Annotated in this window: 25 protein-coding genes and 2 tRNA genes; 22 read left to right on the top strand and 5 right to left on the bottom strand. The window is 54.6% G+C overall.

Going from position 1 to position 23,102, the window contains the following annotated elements:
* Positions 1-21 precede the first annotated feature (21 nt).
* Positions 22-972 (top strand): GlxA family transcriptional regulator, encoded by a 951-nt coding sequence (locus GOW16_RS02785; RefSeq protein ID WP_170409981.1) that lies wholly within the window; start codon positions 22-24, stop codon positions 970-972.
* A 386-nt stretch (positions 973-1,358) separates the two neighbouring features.
* Positions 1,359-1,862 (top strand): hypothetical protein, encoded by a 504-nt coding sequence (locus GOW16_RS02780; RefSeq protein WP_170409979.1) that lies wholly within the window; start codon positions 1,359-1,361, stop codon positions 1,860-1,862.
* 154 nt (positions 1,863-2,016) lie between these two features.
* Here the strand turns inward: GOW16_RS02780 and GOW16_RS02775 are convergent.
* A tRNA-Thr gene (locus GOW16_RS02775) sits at positions 2,017-2,091 on the bottom strand.
* Positions 2,092-2,174: 83 nt separating this feature from the next.
* On the opposite strand from GOW16_RS02775, the gene GOW16_RS02770 reads away from it, so the two are divergent.
* The 18 genes from GOW16_RS02770 to GOW16_RS02685 all read left to right on the top strand — a co-directional run bounded on the left by GOW16_RS02770 (position 2,175) and on the right by GOW16_RS02685 (position 13,714).
* Positions 2,175-2,330 carry a hypothetical protein gene (locus GOW16_RS02770; protein ID WP_170409977.1) on the top strand — a complete coding sequence of 52 codons (156 nt, stop codon included), beginning with the start codon at positions 2,175-2,177 and terminating at the stop codon, positions 2,328-2,330.
* Between the two features lie 6 nt (positions 2,331-2,336).
* Positions 2,337-3,605: a UDP-N-acetylglucosamine 1-carboxyvinyltransferase gene (gene murA / locus GOW16_RS02765; RefSeq protein WP_170409975.1), complete on the top strand. Its 1,269-nt coding sequence runs from the start codon at positions 2,337-2,339 to the stop codon at positions 3,603-3,605.
* Entirely contained in the window at positions 3,602-4,078 is a 477-nt protein-coding gene (locus GOW16_RS02760; RefSeq protein ID WP_170409973.1) for a DUF2948 family protein, read from the top strand. The genes murA and GOW16_RS02760 overlap by 4 nt, the downstream gene beginning before the upstream one ends.
* 43 nt (positions 4,079-4,121) lie before the next feature.
* Positions 4,122-4,589, top strand: coding sequence for a GNAT family N-acetyltransferase (locus GOW16_RS02755; RefSeq protein WP_368039861.1), 468 nt, complete (start codon positions 4,122-4,124; stop codon positions 4,587-4,589).
* 60 nt (positions 4,590-4,649) lie between these two features.
* Positions 4,650-5,951 (top strand): histidinol dehydrogenase, encoded by a 1,302-nt coding sequence (gene hisD / locus GOW16_RS02750; protein WP_170409970.1) that lies wholly within the window; start codon positions 4,650-4,652, stop codon positions 5,949-5,951.
* Between the two features lie 121 nt (positions 5,952-6,072).
* Complete coding sequence (locus GOW16_RS02745) at positions 6,073-6,870, top strand: hypothetical protein (RefSeq protein WP_170409969.1); 798 nt, start codon at positions 6,073-6,075, stop codon at positions 6,868-6,870.
* Positions 6,871-6,955: 85 nt separating this feature from the next.
* Positions 6,956-7,435: a UPF0262 family protein gene (locus GOW16_RS02740; protein ID WP_170409967.1), complete on the top strand. Its 480-nt coding sequence runs from the start codon at positions 6,956-6,958 to the stop codon at positions 7,433-7,435.
* Positions 7,436-7,438: 3 nt separating this feature from the next.
* Positions 7,439-7,891 carry a low molecular weight phosphatase family protein gene (locus GOW16_RS02735; protein WP_170409965.1) on the top strand — a complete coding sequence of 151 codons (453 nt, stop codon included), beginning with the start codon at positions 7,439-7,441 and terminating at the stop codon, positions 7,889-7,891.
* A 2-nt stretch (positions 7,892-7,893) separates the two neighbouring features.
* On the top strand, positions 7,894-8,292 hold the full coding sequence (locus GOW16_RS02730; protein WP_170409963.1) for a ketosteroid isomerase-related protein: 399 nt from the start codon (positions 7,894-7,896) through the stop codon (positions 8,290-8,292).
* Positions 8,285-8,878: a GNAT family N-acetyltransferase gene (locus tag GOW16_RS02725; RefSeq protein WP_170409961.1), complete on the top strand. Its 594-nt coding sequence runs from the start codon at positions 8,285-8,287 to the stop codon at positions 8,876-8,878. The genes GOW16_RS02730 and GOW16_RS02725 overlap by 8 nt, the downstream gene beginning before the upstream one ends.
* On the top strand, positions 8,875-9,138 hold the full coding sequence (locus GOW16_RS02720; RefSeq protein WP_170409959.1) for a hypothetical protein: 264 nt from the start codon (positions 8,875-8,877) through the stop codon (positions 9,136-9,138). Before GOW16_RS02725 ends, GOW16_RS02720 begins: the two co-directional genes overlap by 4 nt.
* A gap of 14 nt (positions 9,139-9,152) precedes the next feature.
* A complete protein-coding gene (locus GOW16_RS02715) occupies positions 9,153-10,028 on the top strand; it encodes a carbon-nitrogen hydrolase family protein (RefSeq protein WP_170409957.1) in 876 nt (291 codons plus the stop codon).
* Positions 10,029-10,119: 91 nt separating this feature from the next.
* Positions 10,120-10,338, top strand: a complete 219-nt coding sequence (gene infA, locus GOW16_RS02710) for a translation initiation factor IF-1 (protein WP_005978431.1) — start codon at positions 10,120-10,122, stop codon at positions 10,336-10,338.
* An 11-nt stretch (positions 10,339-10,349) separates the two neighbouring features.
* Positions 10,350-10,928, top strand: coding sequence for a Maf family protein (locus GOW16_RS02705; protein WP_170409955.1), 579 nt, complete (start codon positions 10,350-10,352; stop codon positions 10,926-10,928).
* A complete protein-coding gene (locus GOW16_RS02700; RefSeq protein ID WP_170409953.1) occupies positions 10,925-11,947 on the top strand; it encodes a ribonuclease E/G in 1,023 nt (340 codons plus the stop codon). The genes GOW16_RS02705 and GOW16_RS02700 overlap by 4 nt, the downstream gene beginning before the upstream one ends.
* Positions 11,944-12,126, top strand: coding sequence for a DNA gyrase inhibitor YacG (locus GOW16_RS02695; RefSeq protein WP_170409952.1), 183 nt, complete (start codon positions 11,944-11,946; stop codon positions 12,124-12,126). The genes GOW16_RS02700 and GOW16_RS02695 overlap by 4 nt, the downstream gene beginning before the upstream one ends.
* 79 nt (positions 12,127-12,205) lie before the next feature.
* A tRNA-Phe gene (locus GOW16_RS02690) sits at positions 12,206-12,280 on the top strand.
* Positions 12,281-12,370: 90 nt separating this feature from the next.
* The gene (locus GOW16_RS02685; RefSeq protein ID WP_170409950.1) at positions 12,371-13,714 is read left to right on the top strand and encodes a tyrosine-type recombinase/integrase; all 1,344 of its coding nucleotides are present in this window, start codon (positions 12,371-12,373) and stop codon (positions 13,712-13,714) included.
* A gap of 121 nt (positions 13,715-13,835) precedes the next feature.
* Here the strand turns inward: GOW16_RS02685 and GOW16_RS02680 are convergent, their stop codons facing one another.
* The 4 genes from GOW16_RS02680 to dcm are packed head-to-tail and all read right to left on the bottom strand — an operon-like array spanning position 13,836 to position 19,910.
* A complete protein-coding gene (locus GOW16_RS02680) occupies positions 13,836-14,792 on the bottom strand; it encodes a PD-(D/E)XK motif protein (RefSeq protein ID WP_170409948.1) in 957 nt (318 codons plus the stop codon).
* Positions 14,779-16,989: a Z1 domain-containing protein gene (locus tag GOW16_RS02675; RefSeq protein ID WP_170409946.1), complete on the bottom strand. Its 2,211-nt coding sequence runs from the start codon at positions 16,987-16,989 to the stop codon at positions 14,779-14,781. Before GOW16_RS02675 ends, GOW16_RS02680 begins: the two co-directional genes overlap by 14 nt.
* Positions 16,982-18,565 carry an ATP-binding protein gene (locus tag GOW16_RS02670; RefSeq protein WP_170409944.1) on the bottom strand — a complete coding sequence of 528 codons (1,584 nt, stop codon included), beginning with the start codon at positions 18,563-18,565 and terminating at the stop codon, positions 16,982-16,984. The genes GOW16_RS02675 and GOW16_RS02670 overlap by 8 nt, the downstream gene beginning before the upstream one ends.
* Position 18,566: 1 nt before the next feature.
* A complete protein-coding gene (dcm, locus tag GOW16_RS02665) occupies positions 18,567-19,910 on the bottom strand; it encodes a DNA cytosine methyltransferase (RefSeq protein WP_170409942.1) in 1,344 nt (447 codons plus the stop codon).
* A gap of 1,410 nt (positions 19,911-21,320) precedes the next feature.
* Between dcm and GOW16_RS02660 the strand changes: the two genes are divergently transcribed.
* Positions 21,321-22,637 (top strand): DEAD/DEAH box helicase family protein, encoded by a 1,317-nt coding sequence (locus GOW16_RS02660; RefSeq protein ID WP_170409940.1) that lies wholly within the window; start codon positions 21,321-21,323, stop codon positions 22,635-22,637.
* Positions 22,638-22,697: 60 nt separating this feature from the next.
* Positions 22,698-23,090, top strand: a complete 393-nt coding sequence (locus tag GOW16_RS02655) for a hypothetical protein (RefSeq protein ID WP_170409938.1) — start codon at positions 22,698-22,700, stop codon at positions 23,088-23,090.
* Positions 23,091-23,102 lie beyond the last annotated feature (12 nt).

Here is a 23,102-nt window from a genome sequence, read left to right as displayed (position 1 = left end):
GCAAGCTGAATGGGACACCCTATGCGCCAACCTCGCCGCATCAGTTTCATCCTGATCGAGGAGTTCTCGCACCTCGCCTTTTCCTGCGCAGTCGAACCGCTGCGCATTGCCAACCTCGTCAGTGGAGAAGATCTGTATGAATGGGCCTTCGTGTCCGAACACGGCGCGCAGGCCGTTTGTTCCAACGGGTCGGTGACATTGGTTCATGGCGGGTTGGACACTTTGCCAAAAACCGACCAGCTGTTTGTGCTATCTGGCATTCATATGCGCAACCATGTCTCGCGCCATTTGCTTGCAACCTTGCGACGCGAACGTGCGCGGGGAACGGCCATTGGTGCATTGTGTTCGGGCGCATGGTTGCTGGCCGAGGCTGGATTTCTGGACGGGATGCAGGCGGCTATCCACTGGGAATACCATGACGCCTTCATGGAGGCTTTTCCCGAAGTGAACCTTGTGCGCAGCGTCTTCGTTGCGGATGAGAAACACATCACCGCCTCGGGCGGCACCGCGACGGCGGACCTGATGCTGCATCTGATTGAACGCGACCATGGCGAGGAGCTGTCGATCGCCGTGGCCGACCAGATGGTCTATAACGCAGTGCGCAATGCCACGGCAAAACAGCGTGTTTCGCTGCAATCGCGCAATGGGATGCGCAATGCGCACCTCGCCAAGGCCATCCACACCATGCAGGATTGCATCGAGGCTCCGGTATCCCCGTCGCAAATCGCCGAGGATCTTGGCATTTCGACACGTCAGCTGGAAAGGCTGTTCGGCAAATACCTCAACACCTCGCCCAAAAAGTACTTTATGGAGTTGCGACTTGAGCGCGCTCAGAAGCTGCTGTTGCAGACCGAAGCGTCCGTGACCGAGGTGGCTATGGCCTGCGGGTTTGAGAACCCGGGGCATTTCTCGCGGGTGTACCGGTCAAGCTTTGGCGTGACGCCGCACGCCCAAAAGAACAAAATTGATTGACCAGCGAGGACGGGGGGAGCGTCTCTGTCCCAAGGCGAGCCTGGCCGGACAGGCGCTCACCCCCTGGTCCTGCTTCGTACCCCCTCGTTAAAACTTTACTGGTAAACTGGTCAGCAGGATTGAGTATTCATACATATCGAAATGGGCATAACTATTACAAGATCATGTCAGATATGTGTGCATTTCGCCGAAAATCTTAACATTTGTAGCGTTTCCCCCGTTGACCAAAAGGCGCAAAGCAGGCCACCTTATTGAGTGAAATGAATAGACAGACTCTGAAGTTGGCCAAAAAAGACTATACATCGGGAGATTTTGACCGCTTTTCGCATGCAAGCGATACCGTCAGAATTCATATCTTCATCACATTTTGACGATGGAGGATATCAATGCACCTGGAAACCGGTAGTACCGAGCCCCGTCGCCCCAGCGGCGCTTTCTCGTGTGCAAACCGCGAACGTCAGATTTGTGATGCGGCCGAATTGGCCAAGGCCGCCTTTTCCCAGCTGACCTCTGTTGCAGGCGGCGCGCCAGAACCGGGCGGTGCCAAGGGGCGAGTTTTCCAGGTATTCCGCTGGTATTTTCTTTCGGCTTACTGCACGCGCTTACTGACCAACGCCACACACCGGCTTGAGCATCAGACGTTGCAGGTTTCCATGGATGTGTTCAGCGCAGTCAGAATGGCCCTGCCAGATTCTGAGGTCGAGGTGTCCATGGCCTTGGCAAACGACGAAGTGACGACACCGGCCGCCGCTCGCTCAAACAAGATCGGATGCCGTGGGCATTCCGCAGGATGGGTTGCAGCAAAGTTGAAACAGCAGGGACGGGATATCCCCTCTGAGATCAATAACTCACTTGCCGGCGCGCTGGCGGCTTCGGAACGGCGCATCTGACCCGCTCGGGGATTTCGCGAACACCACGTTCTCTTTGTACGGGATTTGTGCCGAACCTTTCAGCCTTGCACGGTTTGTTCATGCACGTTTCTGCACTCTACGCGGCTGAAGTCCGGGGCGTTTGGGCGCACGTCATTGTTTCAAAAGCAGATGATGGTGCTGCTGGAGAGAATTGAACTCTCGACCTCTCCCTTACCAAGGGAGTGCTCTACCTCTGAGCTACAGCAGCGCTGTGGGCGGGTGATTAGACTCAAACGAAACGCGGCGCAAGGGTGTCTGGACGGTTTTTTTCGTCTCCTGTAGAGAAAGACAATGGCAGACAAAAATTCACCCAAAAAACACGGTAAATCCGGGGATGCGCGCGAAGAACGGCTTAAGGCCGCGCTCAAGGCAAATATGGCGCGGCGCAAGGCGCAGGCCAAGGCGCGGGCAGCTTCCGAGGACAAGACCGGCAAGGACGAGGGATAAGAGCAGATGGATTCGATTTTGGTAACGGGCAACGGGCCGCTGAACGGTCAGATACCGATTGCGGGGGCCAAGAACGCATGCCTGACGCTAATGCCCGCAACATTGCTGAGCGAGGAACCGCTGACGCTGACCAATGCGCCGCGGCTGAGTGACATCAAGACAATGACCGCGCTTTTGCAATCGCTAGGGGCCGAAGTGTCCTCGTTGCAGGACGGTCAGGTGCTGGCGATGTCCAGTCATGATCTGACCAGCCAGACGGCGGACTATGAGATTGTGCGCAAGATGCGGGCATCCAATTTGGTGCTGGGTCCTTTGTTGGCGCGTTTTGGTCAAGCCGTCGTGTCGTTGCCGGGTGGCTGCGCCATCGGTGCGCGTCCGATGGACCTGCATGTCGAAGGGCTTGAGGCGCTGGGCGCGGAAATTGATCTGAAAGACGGTTATCTGCACGCCAAAGCTACGGGAGGTCTGAAAGGCGCGGTGCACGAGATGCGGTTTGCCTCGGTGGGCGCGACCGAAAACATCGTTATGGCGGCCACTCTGGCCAAGGGCACCACGGTTCTGAAAAACGCCGCGCGCGAGCCTGAAATCGTCGACCTGATCGAATGCCTGCGTAAGATGGGCGCGCAAATCTCGGGCGAGGGGACCTCGACCATCGAGATTCAGGGCGTTGACCGCCTGCACGGCGCGACGCATCAGGTGGTGACCGACCGGATCGAACTGGGTACCTATATGCTGGCCCCCGCGATGTGCGGTGGCGAGGTCGAACTGCTGGGTGGCCGGATGTCTTTGGTCGAATCCTTTGCCAAAAAGCTGGATGCCGCGGGTGTTCACGTTGAAGAAACGCGAAGCGGTCTCAAGGTCGCGCGTAAGAACGGTCGTGTCAGCGCCGTGGATGTCGTAACCGAACCGTTCCCCGGTTTCCCCACCGATCTGCAAGCCCAGATGATGGCTCTGATGTGCACGGCCGAGGGAACTTCGGTTCTGGAAGAGCGTATTTTTGAAAACCGCTTCATGCATGCCCCTGAACTGGTGCGCATGGGCGCGAATATCGAAGTACACGGCGGTACGGCGACCGTGACCGGTGTCGAACGCCTGAAGGGCGCGCCAGTGATGGCTACTGACCTGCGGGCCTCGGTTTCTCTGATTCTTGCGGGTATGGCAGCTGAAGGGGAAACGACTGTTAGTCGGGTCTATCATCTGGACCGCGGATATGAACATGTGGTGCGCAAGCTGGAAGGCGTGGGCGCAAAGATTGAACGGATCAAAGGCCAATGACAGATGCAAGTTTCGAAGACGGACGCGAAGCCCCACTGAACCTGGGGGCCGAGGATGCTGATGACCTGCAGGTGATCTCGACCCTGGCGCAGGACGCGGTTTTCCCGATTACCGAGATGACGTGGCGACCCGCTGAACGTCGCTTTGGTTTGCTGTTGAACCGCTTTCGCTGGGAAGACAAGGACGCGGCCGCGCGTCGCGACCGGCCATTTGAAAGGGTGCAGTCGGTTTTGGTCTTCGACTCGGTTTTGTCCGTAGCCAGTCAGGGCGTGGACCGCAGCGACAAGGACATGGTGATGTCTCTGCTGTCCGTCGATTTCGAAGCGGGTGAGGACGGTGCCGGGCAGATTACGTTGACGTTGGCGGGTGACGGTGCAATTCGGCTTTCGGTCGAAGCGCTGGATGCGACACTCAAAGATGTGACCCGACCGTACCAGGCTCCTTCGGGTCAGGCGCCGCACCATCCGGAATAAGCGCGGCATATCGCAGGCCTTCACCGAGTCGCAACGGGGTCTGGTGCTACGCCGTGCGACCGTATTCGACGTGTTCGACCTGAGCCGTGTTCTGATCCGGTCGATTTCCGAGCTTTGCAAAGCCGACCATCAGGATGATCCTCGAACCATCGCGCAATGGACCGCAAACAAGGATCCGGCATCGATCAGAGGATGGATTAAGGACGGTGCACATATCTGGATTGCCGAGAACAACGGCCAGCCTGCGGCGGTCGGCGGATTGACTGACGCCGGAGAAATTACGCTTTTGTACATCGATCCCGATCACACTGGTCGCGGTATTGGCGGGGCATTGTTGAATGAACTTGAACAGGAACTCATCTCTGCGGGATGTACCGAAGGACGGCTTGAGGCGACCCGAACAGCGCAGGATTTCTATTTGCGCCATGGCTGGCAGACCACCGGAGGGTGTAGTCAGCGCAATGACTTGTCCTGTCTGAGAATGCGCAAATCGTTGCAACCACAGGACTGAGGGTTGAGGCCCGCCCATCCGGGCGATATGTCCCGTTCAAACGCCTCGGAGTGCCTGAACATGCCCGTTTTCCTCGACACCACGTCGCCTGAGTTCGAGACCGCCTTCAAAACGCTGTTGTCCGCCAAGCGCGAGGACAGCCCGGATGTGGATGCTGTCGTCGCTGAGATTATCGAAGACGTGCGAAAACGGGGTGACGCGGCAGTGATCGAACTGACCGCCAAGTTTGATCGGCTGGAACTGACACCCGAAACATTGGCCTTCAGCGCGGATGAGATCGCCGCCGCCGTAGAGCAGGTCTCGGCCGAAGATCGTGCCGCGTTGGAATTGGCTGCTGAACGCATCCGCGCGTATCACGAAAAGCAGATGCCACAGGATCAGGAGTGGACAGATGAAGCAGGAGCGACTCTGGGCTGGCGCTGGTCCGCTGTGTCGGCTGCCGGTCTCTATGTTCCGGGCGGGCTGGCTTCTTATCCCTCATCGGTGCTGATGAATGCGATCCCCGCCAAGGTTGCGGGGGTCGAGCGTCTGGCCATCGCGGTGCCGACGCCGGACGGGCAGGCGAACCCTTTGGTTTTGCTGGCAGCGCAGCTGTCCGGTGTGGATACGATCTATCGCATCGGTGGCGCGCAAGCGATTGCCGCGCTGGCTTATGGAACCGACAGCATTGCACCGGTGGACAAGATCACCGGACCTGGCAACGCCTTCGTCGCCGCTGCCAAGCGTCGTGTGTTCGGAAAGGTTGGTATCGATATGATCGCCGGACCGTCCGAAATTCTGGTGATTGCCGACAAAGACAACGACCCCGATTGGATCGCACTGGATCTGCTCAGCCAAGCAGAACATGACGAAAGCGCGCAGTCTCTTCTGATCACAGATGACGCCGCGTTCGGGCAGGCTGTGGCTGAAGCCGTCGAAGAACGTCTGGAGACGTTGCAACGCCGCGCCATCGCGAGCGCCAGTTGGCGCGATTTTGGTGCGATCATGACCGTTCGCGATTTGGACGAGGCAGCGGAGCTTTCTAACCGCATCGCGCCCGAGCACCTGGAGTTATGCGTAGCTGACCCTGTGGCGCTGAGCGCCAAGACCGTCCACGCGGGTGCGATCTTTCTGGGCCAGTACACTCCAGAAGCTATTGGCGACTATGTAGGCGGCCCCAATCACGTGCTGCCGACGGCGCGTTCGGCCCGGTTCTCTTCCGGTCTGAGTGTGATGGATTTTGTCAAACGCACAACGATCAGCCATATGACGCCGGAAGCCCTGCGCGCGATCGGGCCTGCCGCTGAGCAACTGGCGCAGTCCGAAAGCCTTGAAGCGCATGGGCTGTCTGTCACCGCGCGGTTGAAGCGCCTGAATGGCTGAAGGTTTATGGCCAGAGGGACACACCCGATGTGAACATGCTTGGGTTTCCAGGGATTGGGCTTGAAATAAGCGGTTGTTCAACGATGCCCTAGCAGCAAGACCCGGCGCAAAGGAGCCAAACTTGGAACGTGTTGCAACACTTTGGATCGGCAAGCGATTTAGTTTTCTTGAGCACCTGTGCCTGAAGTCCTTCGCGGATGTCGACCAGAAGCCGATCGTCTACCACTATGGGGACCTAGAGGATATTCCGGGCTACATCGAGGCACGCGATGCTCGCGAAATTTTTGACACGTCCGAGATTTACCGCGATCCGATCACCCGGTCCGTTGCCGTACACGCGGATTTGTTTCGTCTGAAACTCATGCGGGATACCGACTACATCTGGGTGGATGCGGACGCCTACGCCAACCGACCGTTCGAGACCAAGCAAGGTTACCTGTTCCCGAAGGCGAATTTAAAGCGGCGACGTATGATGAATGGAGTTGTCGCCCTGCCAAGCGACAGCCCCGCACTGAAAAATATGTGTGAGTTTGCTTTCAACAGTGACCTTGTTCCGCCGTGGTGGGAAGAGGATCGGCGAAAGACCTACGTCGATATATTCGGCAGATCCACGATCTGGAGCCTACCGCTTTCGACCTTTGGACCACCTTTGTACTTTCATCACATTTACGACACCCCGGAACATGACATGCATACGGATCGCACCGAGCTATACGCGATCCCTCTGAGGTACAGAAAGTTTTGGAACGATCCGGATATGTCTACGCTCGAGTTTCTGGACTGGCAGAGTAAGATGTCGGTACATTTCTTTGGGTCATGGTTTAGGAAGATTTTTCTGGATCGCGAGATTGCCAGGGGTTCGCTTGTCGATACGTTGCTGCTTAAACACGGAATCGACCCTTCCGATCACCCTGTGTAGTGAGATTGTCAGGAATTGCTTTGGGTGCGTTGCCCATCCAATTTTGTTGCGATAAGTCTGTCCCGATCTGAACGGACCGCACCTAATGACTCGTATCTCGCACATAGAACTTGACGACCGAAACCTGCCTCCGCCGACTCCAGAGATCGAGCAGGAGCGTAAGGTTGCGATCTATGATCTGCTGGAAGACAACAGCTTTGCGCTGCCTCTGCGTGATGACCGTGTCGTGCCCGACGGACCGTACCGTGTTCAGTTGTCGATCCGCGATAAGCGGCTGGTTTTCGACATCGCCACCGAGACCGAAGAAAAAGCAGCAGAGTTTCATTTGTCGCTGGGTCCGTTCCGGCAGGTTGTCAAAGATTACTTTCAGATCTGCGAAAGCTACTTCAATGCGGTAAAAACCCTGCCGCCAAGCCAGATCGAAACCATCGACATGGCCCGTCGCGGCATCCACAACGAAGGCAGCCGGGTCCTGCAGGAGCGACTGGACGGTAAAGCTGACATCGATACCGATACAGCCCGTCGCCTCTTCACGCTGATCTGCGTGCTGCATTTCGGAGGCTGACGCGTGAAGCCTTTGCCGCAGTCGGTCTTATTCTGTTGCGACCATAACGCGGTTCGGTCCCCTATGGCCGAAGGGCTCATGAAAAAGTTCTATGGCACCGGAACCTACGTACAGTCCGCCGGTGTACGAAACGATCTTGAGATCGACGGGTTTTGCATCGCGGTCTGCCAGGAAGTCGGTGTTGAGCTGTCCCGCCACAGATCGCGTTCGTTTGATGAAATGCAGGAATGGGGCGATGACCTCAGCTCATTCGATCTGATCGTTTCATTGTCGCCTGCTAGCCAGCGCCAGGCGCTGGAGCTGACGCGAATTTTTCACCTGGATGTCGATTATTGGCCAATAATGGACCCTACTGGACTGGGCGAAAGCCGCGCAGACAAGTTAACTCACTACCGACAGACCCGCGACCAGATCATTCAGCATCTGAAGGACCGCTGGGGCGAACCAACGGAGTGAACATGAACCAGACCGTCAGAACCTATTTCGACGCCTTCAATGCCGGTGATGTCGACGGCATGCTGGACTGCCTGTCCGATGACGTCGCCCATCACGTGAACGAAGGCCAGATCCGCACGGGCAAGGACAAATTTGCAGCCTTTTGCGCCCATATGAATCGTTGCTACAAGGAAAATCTGACCGAAATCGTGGTATTCGAAGCCGAAGGCGGTACGCGCGCCGCGGCCGAGTTCATCGTGAACGGCACCTATCTGGAGACGGATGAGGGTTTGCCAGAGGCCAGCGGTCAGACCTATCGCTTGCCCGCCGGGTCGTTCTTTGACCTGCGAGACGGTAAGATCACCCGAGTCACCACATTCTACAACCTTGCCGACTGGACCAAACAGGTTTCGAATGGCTGAGGTCACAGCTGTCTGCCCCCTGACCGGAGCGGCGCTGTCAAATGCCTTGGACGACGTTGCGCGTCTGCGGATCAAGGTATTTCATGCATGGCCCTATCTGTACGATGGCGATCTGGAATATGAACGCAAATACCTGCAATCCTACCGCGACAGTGAAAAAGCGGTCGTTGTGGGGGCTTTTGACGGTGACCGCCTGATCGGGGCGTCGACAGGGGCGCCTCTGACCGATCACTCTGATGATTTTGCCGCTGCTTTTGAGGGCACGGGGCTGGACCTTGCGGAAATCTTCTACTGCGCCGAATCCGTGCTTTTGGCGGATTATCGGGGGCAGGGCGTGGGCCATGAGTTCTTTAACCTACGTGAGTCACACGCGCGTAAGCTGGGTTACAAAAAATGCGCCTTTTGCAGTGTGCAGCGCCCTGTTGATCACCCGATGCGGCCAGACAACTATCGCCCTTTGGACTCCTTCTGGCGTGCGCGCGGATACGAACCCTTGCCCGGAGTGGTCGCGCAGTTTTCGTGGAAAGATATTGGGGAAGAAGGCGAGACGGCAAAACCGTTGCAATTTTGGATGCGAAATTTGTGAAACGATCTTGGATTACTTTCGAGTCTTCGAAAAATGATACCCACCCGTTCGGAGTCGAGGACGGTGCAGGGGCAACAGCATTGTCCAATGAACGAGCCTTAAGCACCATTCAAGAGCAATTGTTCGATGGCGACAACCTCTCTACAATCGGCAAAATTTTAGAAAACGTGGGTGTTTCCAAGTTGGATGCCAATCACATTCGACGGGATGTGGGCGGTCCGGTATCGCCTGGGATCTGGTATCCTTTGGGCTATCAATGAACGAAAGGCTTGTCATGAAAGTCGCTACTGCCGCCTACAATCTCGACTGGCTCGACAGCTGGGCGCAGTACGAAGACAAACTGGACCGCTGGGTTTCTCAAGCTGCGGGGCAGGGAGCCGAGCTATTGGTGTTTCCGGAATATGGCGCGATGGAACTGTCGACTCTGGACGGCGCACAGATTTCCGGTGATCTGGAGCGTTCAATCCACGCCGTTTCGGATCGGATGGAGGATGTGCAAAATCTGCACCAGCGCCTCGCGCAGGAGTACAAGACTTACATTCTGGGCGCATCAGCCCCGGTTGTCGATGGTCCGGGCCGACCGGTGAACCGGGCCGCGTTTTATGCCCCCGACGGCAAGCATGACCATCAGGACAAACAGATCATGACCCGGTTCGAGCGCGAGTCGTGGGACATCGCCCCCGGCGGTCCGCTGAAACTGTTCGACACGGCGCTGGGCAAAATCGGCGTGCTGATCTGCTATGACAGCGAGTTTCCATTGCTGGGTCGTGCCCTCAGCGACGCGGATCTTATTCTTGTCCCATCCTGTACCGAAGCGTTGTCAGGCTATTGGCGGGTCCGCATTGGCGCGATGTCCAGAGCATTGGAAAATCAATGCGTTACGGTGATGTCGTCCCTGGTGGGTGACAATGAATGGTCCGAGGCTGTGGATATGAATACCGGCACCGGCGGCATTTTTGGCCCGCCGGACAAGGGCTTTCCGGCCACCGGCGTGCTGGCCGAAGGCACCCTGAACCAGCCCGGTTGGACCTATGCAGATATCGATCTGTCTGCCATCGCCGAGGTCCGCGCCGATGGCCACGTGCTGAACCGAACCCACTGGGAAGAACAAGGCCCCCGAGTCGAATCGGTCACAATATCCGCCCTTTAGGTGATTCCGCCCTTGAAATAAGCCCAAAATGGGCTCATTTAAGCGCACATCCTCGCAGATTCTGCGAGTGCAACTTAAATGTGGAGACAACATGGCCAAGGAAGATACGCTCGAATTTCCCGGTGTCGTGAAGGAACTCCTGCCTAATGCGACGTTTCGGGTCGAGCTGGAAAACGGCCATGAGATCATCGCACATACGGCAGGCAAGATGCGCAAGAACCGCATCCGTGTTCTGGCCGGCGATAAAGTTCAGGTCGAAATGACCCCCTATGATCTGACCAAGGGTCGGATCAACTACCGCTTCAAGTAACGCCTGCCGAAATGGCGTTTATCTTAGGATCGGGCAGCCCAAGGCGGTTGGACCTGCTGGCCCAGCTCGGCGTGCAGCCCGATGCGATCCGCGCACCTGACATCGACGAAACACCGCTGAAAGACGAGCTTCCGGTGCCGTATTGCAATCGGATTACACGCGCAAAAGTGCAGGCGGTTCAGGCAGATTGTGATGACGTAACCCTTTGCGCGGATACAACTGTTGCACTGGGCCGTCGTATTCTCGGGAAACCGAAAGATGCGGGTCAGGCGGCTGAATTCCTGCATGCCTTGTCCGGTCGGCGGCACCGCGTCATCACCTCGGTCGCTGTGCGACGCGGAGATCGTATTCTACAACGTGATGTGGTGTCTCAGGTGAAGGTCAAACGCCTGTCGGACGTTGAGGTCAACGCGTATCTGGCGACCGGAGACTGGCAGGGCAAAGCGGGCGCTTACGCCATTCAAGGTCCAGCGGGTGCCTTCATCCCGTGGATTTCGGGATCGTTTACAGGCATCGTTGGCTTACCTCTGTCCGAAACCGCCGCCCTTTTGCAAGGCATCGGCTTTCCCCTATATCGTGAGGCATCATGAAGGGTCGAACCATCGTTCTGGATCACATCGAAAATCGCGAAGCCGCGGCCCTTATGGTCGACGGTCAGTTGGACGATTTCCTGATTTCTGCGGACGCGCCAGCGCCGGGCACGATCTATCGTGCGCGGGCTGATCGGCCCGTCAAAGGGCAGGGTGGTATGTTCCTCACCACACCTGACGGTCCGGCCTTCTTGCGGCAGGTCAAGGGGCTCGCGCCCGGTGCTCTGATGCTGGTTCAGGTAACGGGCTACGCCGAAGCCGGTAAGGCGTTGCCGGTGACCGATCGGGTGTTGTTCAAAAGCCGCTATGCGATCGTCACGCCTGATGCGCCCGGTTTGAATATCTCACGTACCATCCGCGACGAAGACGAACGTGACCGTCTTCTTGAGATCGCGCACGAGGCGATGGAGGGCACCGACTACGGCTTGATTCTCCGGTCTTGTTGTCAGGGTGAAGACGCGGCTGAAATTGCCGAGGACATTGGAACAATGCTGGCCCATGCGGATCAGGTTCTGAACGATCCGGGAACCGAACCAGAGTTGCTGCTGGAAGGTGACGGGCCGCATGTTCTGGCCTGGCGGGATTGGACTGACCCGGCTGAGGTTGTGACACAGACCGACAGTTTCGAAACGCACGGCGTGCTGGATGCTTTGGACGCGGCACGCGGTATTTCCGAGCCACTATCCGGTGGCGGCCACCTCTATATTCAGCCCACCCGGGCTCTGGTCGCTGTAGACGTCAACACAGGTTCCGACACGTCTTTGGCGGCCGGAACCAAGGCGAATTTCGCCTGTGCCAAAGCGCTGGCCCGTGCCCTGCGTATTCGCGGTTTGGGGGGGCAAATCACGTTGGATCTGGCGCCTATGCCCAAAAAGGATCGCCGCGGGTTCGAGGCCTCACTGCGCGCTGCGTTCAAGGCGGATTCCACCGAAACCACACTTGCTGGCTGGACCCCGCTAGGCCATTACGAACTACAGCGCAAACGTGGCCGTGTCCCGTTGTCGGAGGTGCTGAAATGAGCTGCCCGATATGCGGAGATGAGACGGTAATCAAGTTTCGTCCGTTCTGTTCGAAGCGATGCGCAGACATTGATTTGGCCAAGTGGCTGAACGGGTCTTATACCGTTCCATCGCAGCGGGAAGAGGACGTCGAAACCGAAGTTTCCGATCCCGAGGCAGAGCAACAACGTCCACATTGAAAAAATGTGAAAAAGCCTCTGGACACTGCCTGTAGCAAGTCATAGAAGGCCTCCACCCAACGGCAAACGCCGTTCCCGTGCCCGGGTAGCTCAGGGGTAGAGCAGTGGATTGAAAATCCTCGTGTCGGTGGTTCGATTCCGCCCCCGGGCACCATTTCCGCAACGTAAGCTATTAATTTCATTGATATACAGAGGCTTGCGTGTTTTCCATGACACACAAATCGACACACATGGAGACACACAAATGGCGCTTCAGGCGAAGATAAAGCACGTAGACCGCAGACCGAACGGTGTGCTTCGCTTTCGCCGCAGATTCCCGAAAGATGTCGCTGATCATATCGGGCAGCCGCACCTTCAGGTCCACTTTAGAAACCGCGAGGGTGTGAAGTTCGCCATCGAGCATCAGGCCCTAATGGAACAGTGGGAGCGCATCGTCGAAAATGCCCGCGCGGAAATCAACCGAGCAGGAACTAACAACAGGACGACTCACCAACGCTGGCATGACGCGATGCTGGCCGCAGCGGGCCTTCGTGAGGGTGTATTTGGATTGGACCCGGAAGACTCGGAAACAGGTCGCTTGATTTTGGAGACGATGCCCGCCTCTCCCGAACCATTGGTCGTGAAGGCTTTGCTTGACCCCACCGCGCGTGCGCCAGAACCAACCCTTCAGGACGCCATTCTGCTCTATCGACAGGACAACCGCGTGATCGAAGGAAGTCGTGAGGACGTAGGACTGAGCCGCATCACGAGCCGCTTGGAAGCCGCTCTCGGCTCACTTCAGGACATGGCTATGATTGACCTGACCAGAGAACACGGTCGAACCTATATGCAGCATCTACTGAAATCCAAAAAGAGTGACGGGTCAGTTCTTGCCGTAGGCACTGCCAAAAAAGAGGCGGGTATTGTTCGTGCCATCGTCAATCACGGCATAACAGAATTGGACATCGACGCGGCAAACAATCCTTTCCACGGCCTTCCTTGGCCAAAGGAATCTGCTCTCGCCTTGGACGCCAAGCTTCCGCTCCCAGATGATCTGGTGTCTTCAATCAACATCCGTTTGAAAAATGCAAGGAACTCTGAACTTCACTTGATATGGTCCATTCTAGCTGCCACAGGAGCACGGCTAAATGAGATCGCAGGACTGACGGTTGGCGATGTATTTCTCGACCACAAACTGCCTCACGTTCTCATCAGACCAAATGGGGTGCGCAACCTGAAAACCAAATCGAGCGTTCGCTCGGTGCCACTTACTGAGAAAGCTCAGGAGGCTATGAAAGCGGCGCTTGAGGGGCTCGCCAATTTGGGAGATGAAACACCCTTATTCGAACGATATGCTCGTCAGCGCGGCAACGACGCTCTCTCCGCAGTCTTAATGAAGAACCTTAGAGCCGAGACAAAGGATACTCGGTTTTCGGTCCACGGCCTTCGACATCGTGTGAGCGACAAACTCCGTGAAGCGGGTGCGCCTACAGAGGTTCGTCAAGGTTTCCTAGGGCATGCCAACCAAGCCATCGCTGAGAGCGTCTACGGTGGTCGCGAGGCGCGGCTAAAGGAGTTCCAAAAATGGGTCATTTTCTCGGGGCTCTAGACTTAGTCAGATGAGTTGAGAAGATGAAGATAGTGCCTTTGACGAACTCTGACGCGATTGGCCATAGCTTGGCATCTAAGCCTTCGATGTCCCTTTACTGCTTCACTCAAAAGCCTGCTTTCTATGCAAAACTTATCTTCTCTGCGTGTATTTCTGGTGGAATGCTCTGACAGCTATCCATAAAGATATCGAACCTGACATTTTTGATCGGAGCGTCTTGACCAAAGCTCGGGACCGGCAGTGTTTCCGCATTGAATAACTGCAGCGAGTTTCCGTCGGGTAGCGTAGAAAGCCTAAGGGCAGAACCGTAGATATCGGCTCCTCCCTTCCGGATGCAATGTTGATAGAACTGAGATCGGATTTCTGGCTCGGCTATGGCTTCGTAGATACTGTCCATCAACTCTGAAGCCGTCTCGCCTCCTTGCTGCTCAACTAAAACGATAGAGGCAATGAAGATCGTTAAGTCTTCTTGGGGACGTAGCTGCTCAAGAGAAAATCGGTGTTGTCGCGCCGCTCTAAGGGTAGTCTTTACTTCGAGCGCGAAGTCTTTTGACACGAAGTCATAGCGGGCACGTGGCGATGAAGACCACGCTTTTACTGCTGCCAACTTGTCCTTGGAGCTTCGAATGACATGAAGCTCTCCCCAAAGACCCAAAACATCTCGGACGTCATCGCTTTGCCGAGCAAAAATGTCAGCGATCGCTACGATATGCTGCCTGATATGCGCAGCAGAACCATGGTCGCCATTGGTCAAAAGGGCCTCTTCGAGCAGGCGAAGGAAGACTCGGACTAAGTCTGGATCATCGTCTCGCAGACTGACCAGAGTGTATTTCCCGACAAGTTCACTACCATCTTGAAGTCGAAAATCACATGGACAGTCGAAGCGTGCAGCAACGGACTTGAGCTCTAGGTCTGGCTGTCCGTCGCTGCCACAGGACTCCAATAAGACGTGTGGAAAGCCATCTTCGTTCAGTGCCAACCAAAGGCCTTGTTGCCACGAGACTTTCGAGCCGAATAGGCCAATACAGTCCTCGGGAAAGCGCCCAATAAGGCTTTGGTATGCCTCAAAAAGCATCATCGGTGCGCTCTAACCACACGCGCTCGGCGAGGTGTTCTGGAAAATGAACAGCTAAAACTGGCAGGTCTTCCAAGAGGATACGCGTTTTCTCGTGGTTTTCGAGATGATAGCGATGGACATGGAAAGAAACGACCTCATCGGAATGAATCTTGGAGGCTCCCGGGTATTTTGTGCGAGCGTTACTACCCTGAAATAGCTGCCTAATCTTCGGTGGATTCTTGTCGTTCAGGCTTCGACGGACATCCGAACCACTCCATGGCCCTGAGAATGCGTAAAAGTGGCACCTCATATCAGGATACTCACTTATTAACCTCTCCAGTCCAATCATAATTGAGGAGTGTTGTAAGCTATCGTTGGGGTTCTGATAACGAATTTGGCCAACGAAAGGGATAATGTCATCTAGGCGGATTTGGTCGCTGAAAGCAGGGATTGTTTGGCGGTCATTCCATCCCTCTTCTTTATACTCCCACAACGGGAACTCATCCAGCAAACTATTCACAACTTCTCTGTTATCAGCGACGAGATCGGTGCCTTCATAGGGAAAGTCAGGGTAAATCCAACCCTTGCGTCCTTTCGATTGGAACATGTCCAGTAGAACGACTGATCGACGTGTTGGTTGTAGGCGCTCACTCAGATACCAAGTTCGTCTCCAGTCCTTTAGGTCTCCGCCTTTCTCAATATGATGTGCTATCGACTGGCGAAGAGACTCTTCGTGCGTTACGAAGTCTTCAAACGCTTCGATGTTTTCGGCGGTAAGGTAAATCCGGCAGAGGCCCAAATAGGCTTTTTTGTAGCCAAAGAACCGAGCTCTCTGTTGAATATTGTCTGCATTACCAATTCCGATAGACCTAGGCATATAGGAGACGGTCAAACCCTCGACTGTGAAACCTCGATCAAGGCCAATTCCGCCAACTAAAATCCAGCTGTAGTCACCCTTCCAATCGATGGTAGGAATCTTATTTTTCTCCCGAGTGTTGAGCTCGGCAATAACGGTTTCCGAAACAGCGTCGAAAAGAAGTGGTTCAATTTCATCAAAACCGAAGTCGACGGGGTAAGTCTTGGTAATGCCTTCAAACACCGACTGAAACTCCGAAATCAGAACACTGTGGCTTGGGTGATTGTTGTTCTCCAATATCAAAGCCCATTCGTCCCGTGTGTTCTGCGCCCATCGTTTGAACATCAGGTGATCAGCTTTTGGGACAGCCGGATGGATCATCATCGATCTGTTGTTGCCGTCTTGATCATCTTCCTCGAGAAGCCCGATAGCGACACCCAAAAAGAAATACCTGAGAGCATCTAGTAAGCTTTTGGGCGGGCTCGCGGGCGGCTCGTCCCTGTCGGGAACATCAGTTTGAGGAATGAGTTCGATATGATTGTCGGAGTTTTCTACAAAGAACTCCTTGCCCCCGACATACGCCGCCCCGGGGGTTAGCACCGCACCAAAATCAGGTGACAGCGTATCAATTTTGCTGATCAGCAGTGGTGCTTGCGGCGTGGCAGTGTAGAGCAAGTAACTGTGGTGAGGAAAGATGCGCCTTAGTTCGGTGATGCGGGAGTATGTAGTGCTTTCCTCCTGCTGAAGCGCCTTCGTGTTCATTCCTGCCTGATCGCCCTCATCATCGATGATCAGTGTCGGAACGTTTGAAAGGTCAGTGCCTGAGAGAAGTGTGGCCAAGTGTTTTAGGTGGCGATGCTCCTTCATAGAGACGATCAACACCGTCCGCGATCTAGGGCTTCCTTTCTTCCACTTGGCGAGTTCGCTCTTGACCCTTTCCACCTCAGCCGATTGAAAGCCTTTGTCCCTTGTGGAGAAAAGCTTCCAGTTCCTGTTCTTTTCTACTTCAAGGTCTTTCTTCAGGCGGTCGAAAGACTGCTCAACGAGATTGTTAGTCGTGCCTGCGAGAAGAAGAACGATTTGGTAGTCGTTGTCGTGTGCAAGGGCAGAGAGACTGGTGAAGGAAAGCGTCTTCCCACTCTGAACGTAGCCAATGATGAGTCCGGTATTGTGGTCGCCTGCTGATTTTGGGTCAGCGCACTGCCGCATGATTGAAACGGTCTCAGAAACCAACCGCGACTTCTCGTCTTCTGACAAAGAAGTGTTCGACTCGAGTAGGCGAGTAAGGGCGGGTCCCTGGACAGGGTTCCAACCGTTTCCGATATCGCGGTCACGAATATGAATGAATCCTTCCTCACCCATGAATGTTAGTCCTTGGCACTAGGTTCTTAAGTATCTCGTTGGAGTAGGTGCGTATGGCGGCTGGGTGATGATTGGCCAATTCAGTTGCAATGACTTCGGAGAGTGCCATCGTTGCAGCGATGTTCAGAACGGCTGTAAAGCCTTCTGACTCAAGGTTCGGGAATTGTGCCATGAAGGGGTGGAGCATGGCTACTCTTATAAGAACCTCTCTGGGCTCCGGAGCTGTGATTGACGGTCGGCTTTGAATGGAGAGCCATTCGCTGTCTTTGTCCGCATAAGACAACTCGAGTTTGACAACCCATGGCGCGCCACGGAACAAAAACTCAAACTGGAAGTCGTCGCGTTCACCTTCAGCAACTGTGTCAAGGTTCTCACCTACATCAGGTGGGTTGTCGTCTATTACCTCGGGTGTTTTGGGAGGAGCGTCAAAGCGCAATGTAGGTTGCGTGGTTACAAGTGGCTTGCGATCAAACTGTTTGGTGATTGCAGGAGCGACACTACGAGCAACTTTTCTGGCGTTTCGCGCATCTTCAAGAGCGCGATACTTCTGCGTTTGCTTAATGATGGGAAGTTCTTCAGCGTTTAGTATTTTATAAAGCTTCCGGAGAAATTCGTCCTCATTTTCTCCCCACTGAACTCCATCTTTTGTATGGGAAACATTGAAACCCTTCAAATGAATCTCGCCAAATATCCGTTGAGACTCGAAACTGTTTGGGCGCTTGAAGATATCAGGTGGCCGATAGGTCTCGTCTGCACTGCCAAAAACCAATCGGTTGCGCCTGAACAACGCTAGACCTGCAAGTCTGGTGTCGGCCTTTTCTCTGATGGCAACAAACCCAGTTGCTGACTTGCCTTGTCCAAGATCAATATCGATTTCTCGCTTCCAAGTGACCTGTGGGCCGTCTGGGTCTCGATAGGAAGACGCAACCAAGATCTTTGGTTCTTCATAAACCAATGGTTCTTCATCAACGAAGAGTTCTAGCTGCCCTGATCTCAAAAAGACCCTGTAGATGCTGGCGAGATGCTCTTTAATTTTCCCAACGGTCCGGCCCTTTGGAAAGCGACGGATTTCCTCTAGTCGAATCTCGGTGTAGTGCTTCTCGACAGCAGAAACTGAGGACACGACATTGAGTTCTTCGATGCTGTCGTGAACGATCTGATCGATATCAAAAAACACCGTGCGCTCTACGTTCTCTCCTAGCGCACTTGATCGAACGCTCCATTTAGGCGCGAACCAGCAAGCTGCGCTTTTCATACCCATCCCAAACTCAGATAGTCCTGTGGCATCAGGTGGTATTTCAGCGGGTCTAAAGGCCCTTTGATAGTCGCCCAATGCAATGCCAGCAGCATTGTCCGTTACGACAATCCTATTGGCGTCGCCGTCGAATTGGATGTCGACTCGTAGGCTGAATTTACCATCCGATGCCGCTTCCAATTCCCTACGGTTGGCAATGCTGCTTTGTATTGAGTTGTCGACAAATTCGGCCAGCGCGAACCAAGCCTTGTAATTTAGGTGCGGCAATACTGAGAGAACGTTTACGCCGGGTCGAATATTTACAGAGTTCAATTGCGTCATGTCATTCAGCGGCGACAGCCTGAACTGTGGTAGCCGTAGTATCATCTCTTTTAAGAAGCGCGGCAGCAATTCGTTTCACGACTTCAACGTTCACGGCATTGCCAAACGCCTTATAAGCACCGTTCTTGGTGCTCGGAAGGAAAGGGATGTCTAGACTCTGAAGTCGACTGCATTCTCGCGGTGTCATGTATCGCCTTTCCCAGCCAATGATTGGAACTTGGCTTGTTGTCATGGCGATCAGCGAGGGGGCTGTCTCCGCTCTCTTGATGCGAATACCACTTGCTCGAAACTGAATGACATGCTTCCAAAGGTCTCGTTCGCCACCCTTTATGTTCCATTCCAGCTTCTGAAAACTGGGTGGAAACGACTTAATTTTTTCAATCCAAGGGTCGATGATACTCTTGTGTAGAGAATAGAAATTCCTGTTCTTCTCAATGAAATCCACTTTCCAAGAGGGGAACTCCGCAAGGTTTGTGCGGGCATACCCTGGCAATTCTTCTTCAGTTTGTTCTGGGTTCAACCCTCTCAAAGGCGTGCCGAACGCTCCTTTGTATTCCTCCATACCCATATAGCCCATCTCACGTGGGCTTTTGCCTGCGGTTGGGTAGTCAGCTCCAAATTCCATTGCCCAAATCGGAAAAGACGGAAGATCAATCTCTTTGGGAAAAGCGGCAATGAACTCTTGCCACGTCGACAAATAATTTACGTGGCTCTCACTCAGGTAAAGTGCGTCCTGTGGATCGTCTTCCAAAACTGTAGAAATCGACAGATGCACATTTCTGTCGGGCCGAGGCCATTCAAAGCCTTTAAGGCCTGTCCTATCCCCAACAATGAAGGCCCGTTCACGCTTTTGGGGAACCCCGAACATATGAGGTGACAGTTTTGCGTAGTCAACGTCGTAGCCTTGGCGCCGGAGCCTTTCACAAATGGTCTTCCAAGTTTTCCCTCCATCATGGCGAACAAGATTCGGGACGTTCTCGATAATAAAAAACCTTGGCTTCTTCTCGCGGAGGATAGCGATAACGTAGTCTATTAGGTCGCCCCACTGCGGACATTGAAGTCCCTTTTGGTCACCAGCTTTGGAAAATGGCTGACATGGAAACCCAGCACAAAGAATGTCGTGATCGGGAATCTCAGATGCGTCGGTTTGGCGAATGTCACCATGAACTTCTACGCCATAGTTCTTTTGATAGAGAGTAGCTAGGTCGGGATTGATCTCTGATGCGAAGACACATTCACCACCACATGCATTGAGAGCTTGATGGAACCCGCCTAAGCCTGCGAATAGATCTATGAAATTTATTTGGGCCAATGTAGCGACGCTCGCGATGGTTGAATTGTGCATTCAGCAACAGGTATGACGAGCATTCTGATGCCTTTCCGCACACGATATAGATGCTGTGGATACTGTCAACGCAAGACCTGCGGCCTTGCAGTGCTTGTGCAGGATGTCGATAGCTTAGTGTTTGCGAGGTAGCTCGTTTAATCTTATCCCAAAAATTCGACAGCCGCAGATAGATAGACGTGTGGGCCCGTCCCCCCCCCCAGCCCCTCCATGGCCATTCGATTTATCATAGAGGCACATAAGCCGCTCGCTTGAAGGGATGTGTGACGCAGCGGGCTTTGGCCCCGATGGACCCGGCCTGTGTGTCGCACGTGTGTCGTGATGCGAGCGCGGGCTTCTAGGTTCCCAATTTTTGCGGCCTTAATGGTGCCCGCTAAGGGGACCATGCGACCTTAACGCACCAGCCCAAATCTGATTGACCCACCCTATTGAGATATAAGAAGTCGGCCATTCTCGTGGCGACCACCCCTCACTGCCTACAACTTAGACACAAGAGGGAGTTTGCTCTTTTGGCGACTGAACCTGCACGAATAGCGCGCAACCATAAAGTTAAGGGCGAATGTGTGTCCGCAACCCACATACCAGAGATAAGAAACCGTGGTCGATCAGGGGTGATGGCCACGAAGGCATGCCTCGTTGGTGTGCTTTTGTGGACCAGCCCTCGCGCGGAACCGAACGGGAGCCTAACACGGCACCTGAGCGAGAGTGTGAGGGGTTGCTGTCTTTCGTGGCCGTATCGTTTTGATTTGAGCGTCTGCGTGCGGAGGGGTGCTCAATGATTTATCCCAATATGTGACAGCAACATCATCACCCATCGTGGGAAGACCAATGAGCCTTCGGCATCAGTAACCAAGGAGCATTCGGTCACTCACACATCACGAGATCATCAAGCCCTTGGGTTACTCAAGGCTCCCCTGAGCGGTCCACCGTTACGGCTGCTGGGTAAGGAATGGCGTCATGGGGCGGCTAAGCGACGACGAGACAGCAACTCTAGGGTCTGGCGATACTGGAAATGTTGAGGTGAATACCATCTCCTTGGGTCTTCCCAAGGGCATCGCCCGATATGATCGCGGTTTGTGAAGGCGACCTGCTGGTGACTCGTTAACGCGGTCTCAGACACTCCAATGCCGCCAACACATGCTCCTTCACAGTTCACCCCTGATGCCTGTCTGCTGATGCAGCCACGGCGAAGTCCTTCACCTCCATCATAACCCTTCATGTCGCCCTCTTGGGTGACCCCTAAAGGTGCCCCCTTAACAAATAACAGGTTTACGGTAGGCCTCCGCAAGAGTCCGATTAGTTGTTTAATTTCATAACATTGCAAGCCTCTCACTCCTGAGGTGAGGCAAATGGCTCGCAACTCCACTGGCCATCATGGCCCCATGAACTAAGCAAGCACAAGGAAACGCTATGCTTCACCCTGAGCGAACGACACACACCGTCATCATCGACAGACCCTGCGGCACGGGGAAAACCACAGAGATGTTGGCCTCCCTAAAGCCCAACCTGAAATACCTCCTAGTCACGCCCCTCCTCACCGAGATTGAACGGTTCCAGAATGATGCTCCTGAGTGCGTCGAAATCGCTGCGCCTATAGAAGGCAAAGGACCAAAGCTCATCCAGTTGGAAAAGATGCTCCAAGAGGGCCAGTCCGTGGCCATCACTCACAAGCTCTTCTTCATGACGCTCCGTTTGGCCCACCTGATGGCCGACTACCACATCATCATCGACGAGGCCCCTAACCCGGTCAGCTGCATCAACACCATCGACGCCGAAGCATTCGAGGAAGCCATCGTAGGTGGCGGATATGCGCGGGTGTGTCCCGAGACCAAGCAAGTCATCCCGACAGACAAGTGGCGAAAGTGGCAACGTGAGACCTTCGATAGCGAAGGAGAACCTACTTATTCAAGCCGACTGCATCCCGACATCTACAGACCAGCTGTCCAAGGGCAGCTTCACGTGGACGATAAAGGCGTCTTCGCAGTGGCTACACCAAACCAAGTCCTTTTGGCGGGGAGGTCCTTGACGGTGATGACCTTCCTCAGCGAGGGGACCTACATCCACGCTTATCTTAAGATGATCGCTAAGGGTAACCCCAAGGCCGACTTCGAAGTGAAGCGCGAGGCGACCCACGCATGGCTTAAGAGGGCACACTCTCTGGTTTCCATCGAAGCGCTATCGATCCCACAACATGTGAGCCTGTCGTTCTCCAAGCAAACGAGGCGCTCAAACGAGAAGACGTGCAAGTCCATCGGCTCAGCGTTGAAGAACCTCATCGAGCGACGTTGGAAGGGCATCAAGCGAGAGGACATAATCCTCACTTGCGCTCGCGACAAATGGTTCGAAGACCGCAAAGGACGCTATGCGGGCCAGTGGGCGAAGCACTCACGATTATTCGGCAGGGACTATACCAAGGGTGGTGTGCATTGGCTTCCGAACAAAACGCGAGGGACCAACGACTACAAGCACGCAAGTCACGTCATCTATCTCTACTCGATGTCTCCGAACCCCATGGTCCAGAATTTCCTGGGGGTCTCCGGGCAGAACTTCTCTGACGCATATGCACTGAGTGAGATGGTTCAGTTCATCTGGCGAACCCGCGTCCGCGACGGCAGACCTATCACCGTGACCGTCCCCGACAAACGTATGCGCGCCATCCTTTTGGATTGGCTCAACAGCGCAATCGAAGGTGATGACAACTTCGCCGTCATCGACGCAGCAGCCTAACCCAATTCATAGTCCCCTTCCGGTTACCGGAAGTGGGTGCACGCAAAGAAAGGAAACACCATGGAAAACAAGCAATGGCTGACCGCGCGAGAGTTTTACGGAAGCCAATCAGACCCGATGAGAGGTAAGCGCCGAGACCGCAAGGCCAAACCCGCCAATGAAGTGCGGGACCTAATCCTCTCTTTCGTTCCGCTAAATGAGATGGTGGATGCGATGGACGAAGACGGCAAGCTGAGAGAGGAGGTGACACGACCAAATGGGTCTTTCCGAACCGTCCGAGTTCGCACCGACCTAGTCGCATTCATCTCGGTCCTTCGCAAACGCTACAAACACCACGAGGGTTACGACCTCTCTTTTGCAACGCTTCTCTCTTTGATGGCCCTCTATGGCATCAAGGGCTTGCTTGTCATGGACAAGTTTAGGCCCATTACATCCTCCGAGCGGGCTCCTTAGGAGGCCTACAGG

Origin of the sequence: Ruegeria atlantica (genome assembly GCF_013033965.1) — a bacterium.
GTDB classification, from domain to species: domain Bacteria; phylum Pseudomonadota; class Alphaproteobacteria; order Rhodobacterales; family Rhodobacteraceae; genus Ruegeria; species Ruegeria atlantica_D.
This window is presented reverse-complemented; position numbering and strand designations above follow the sequence as displayed.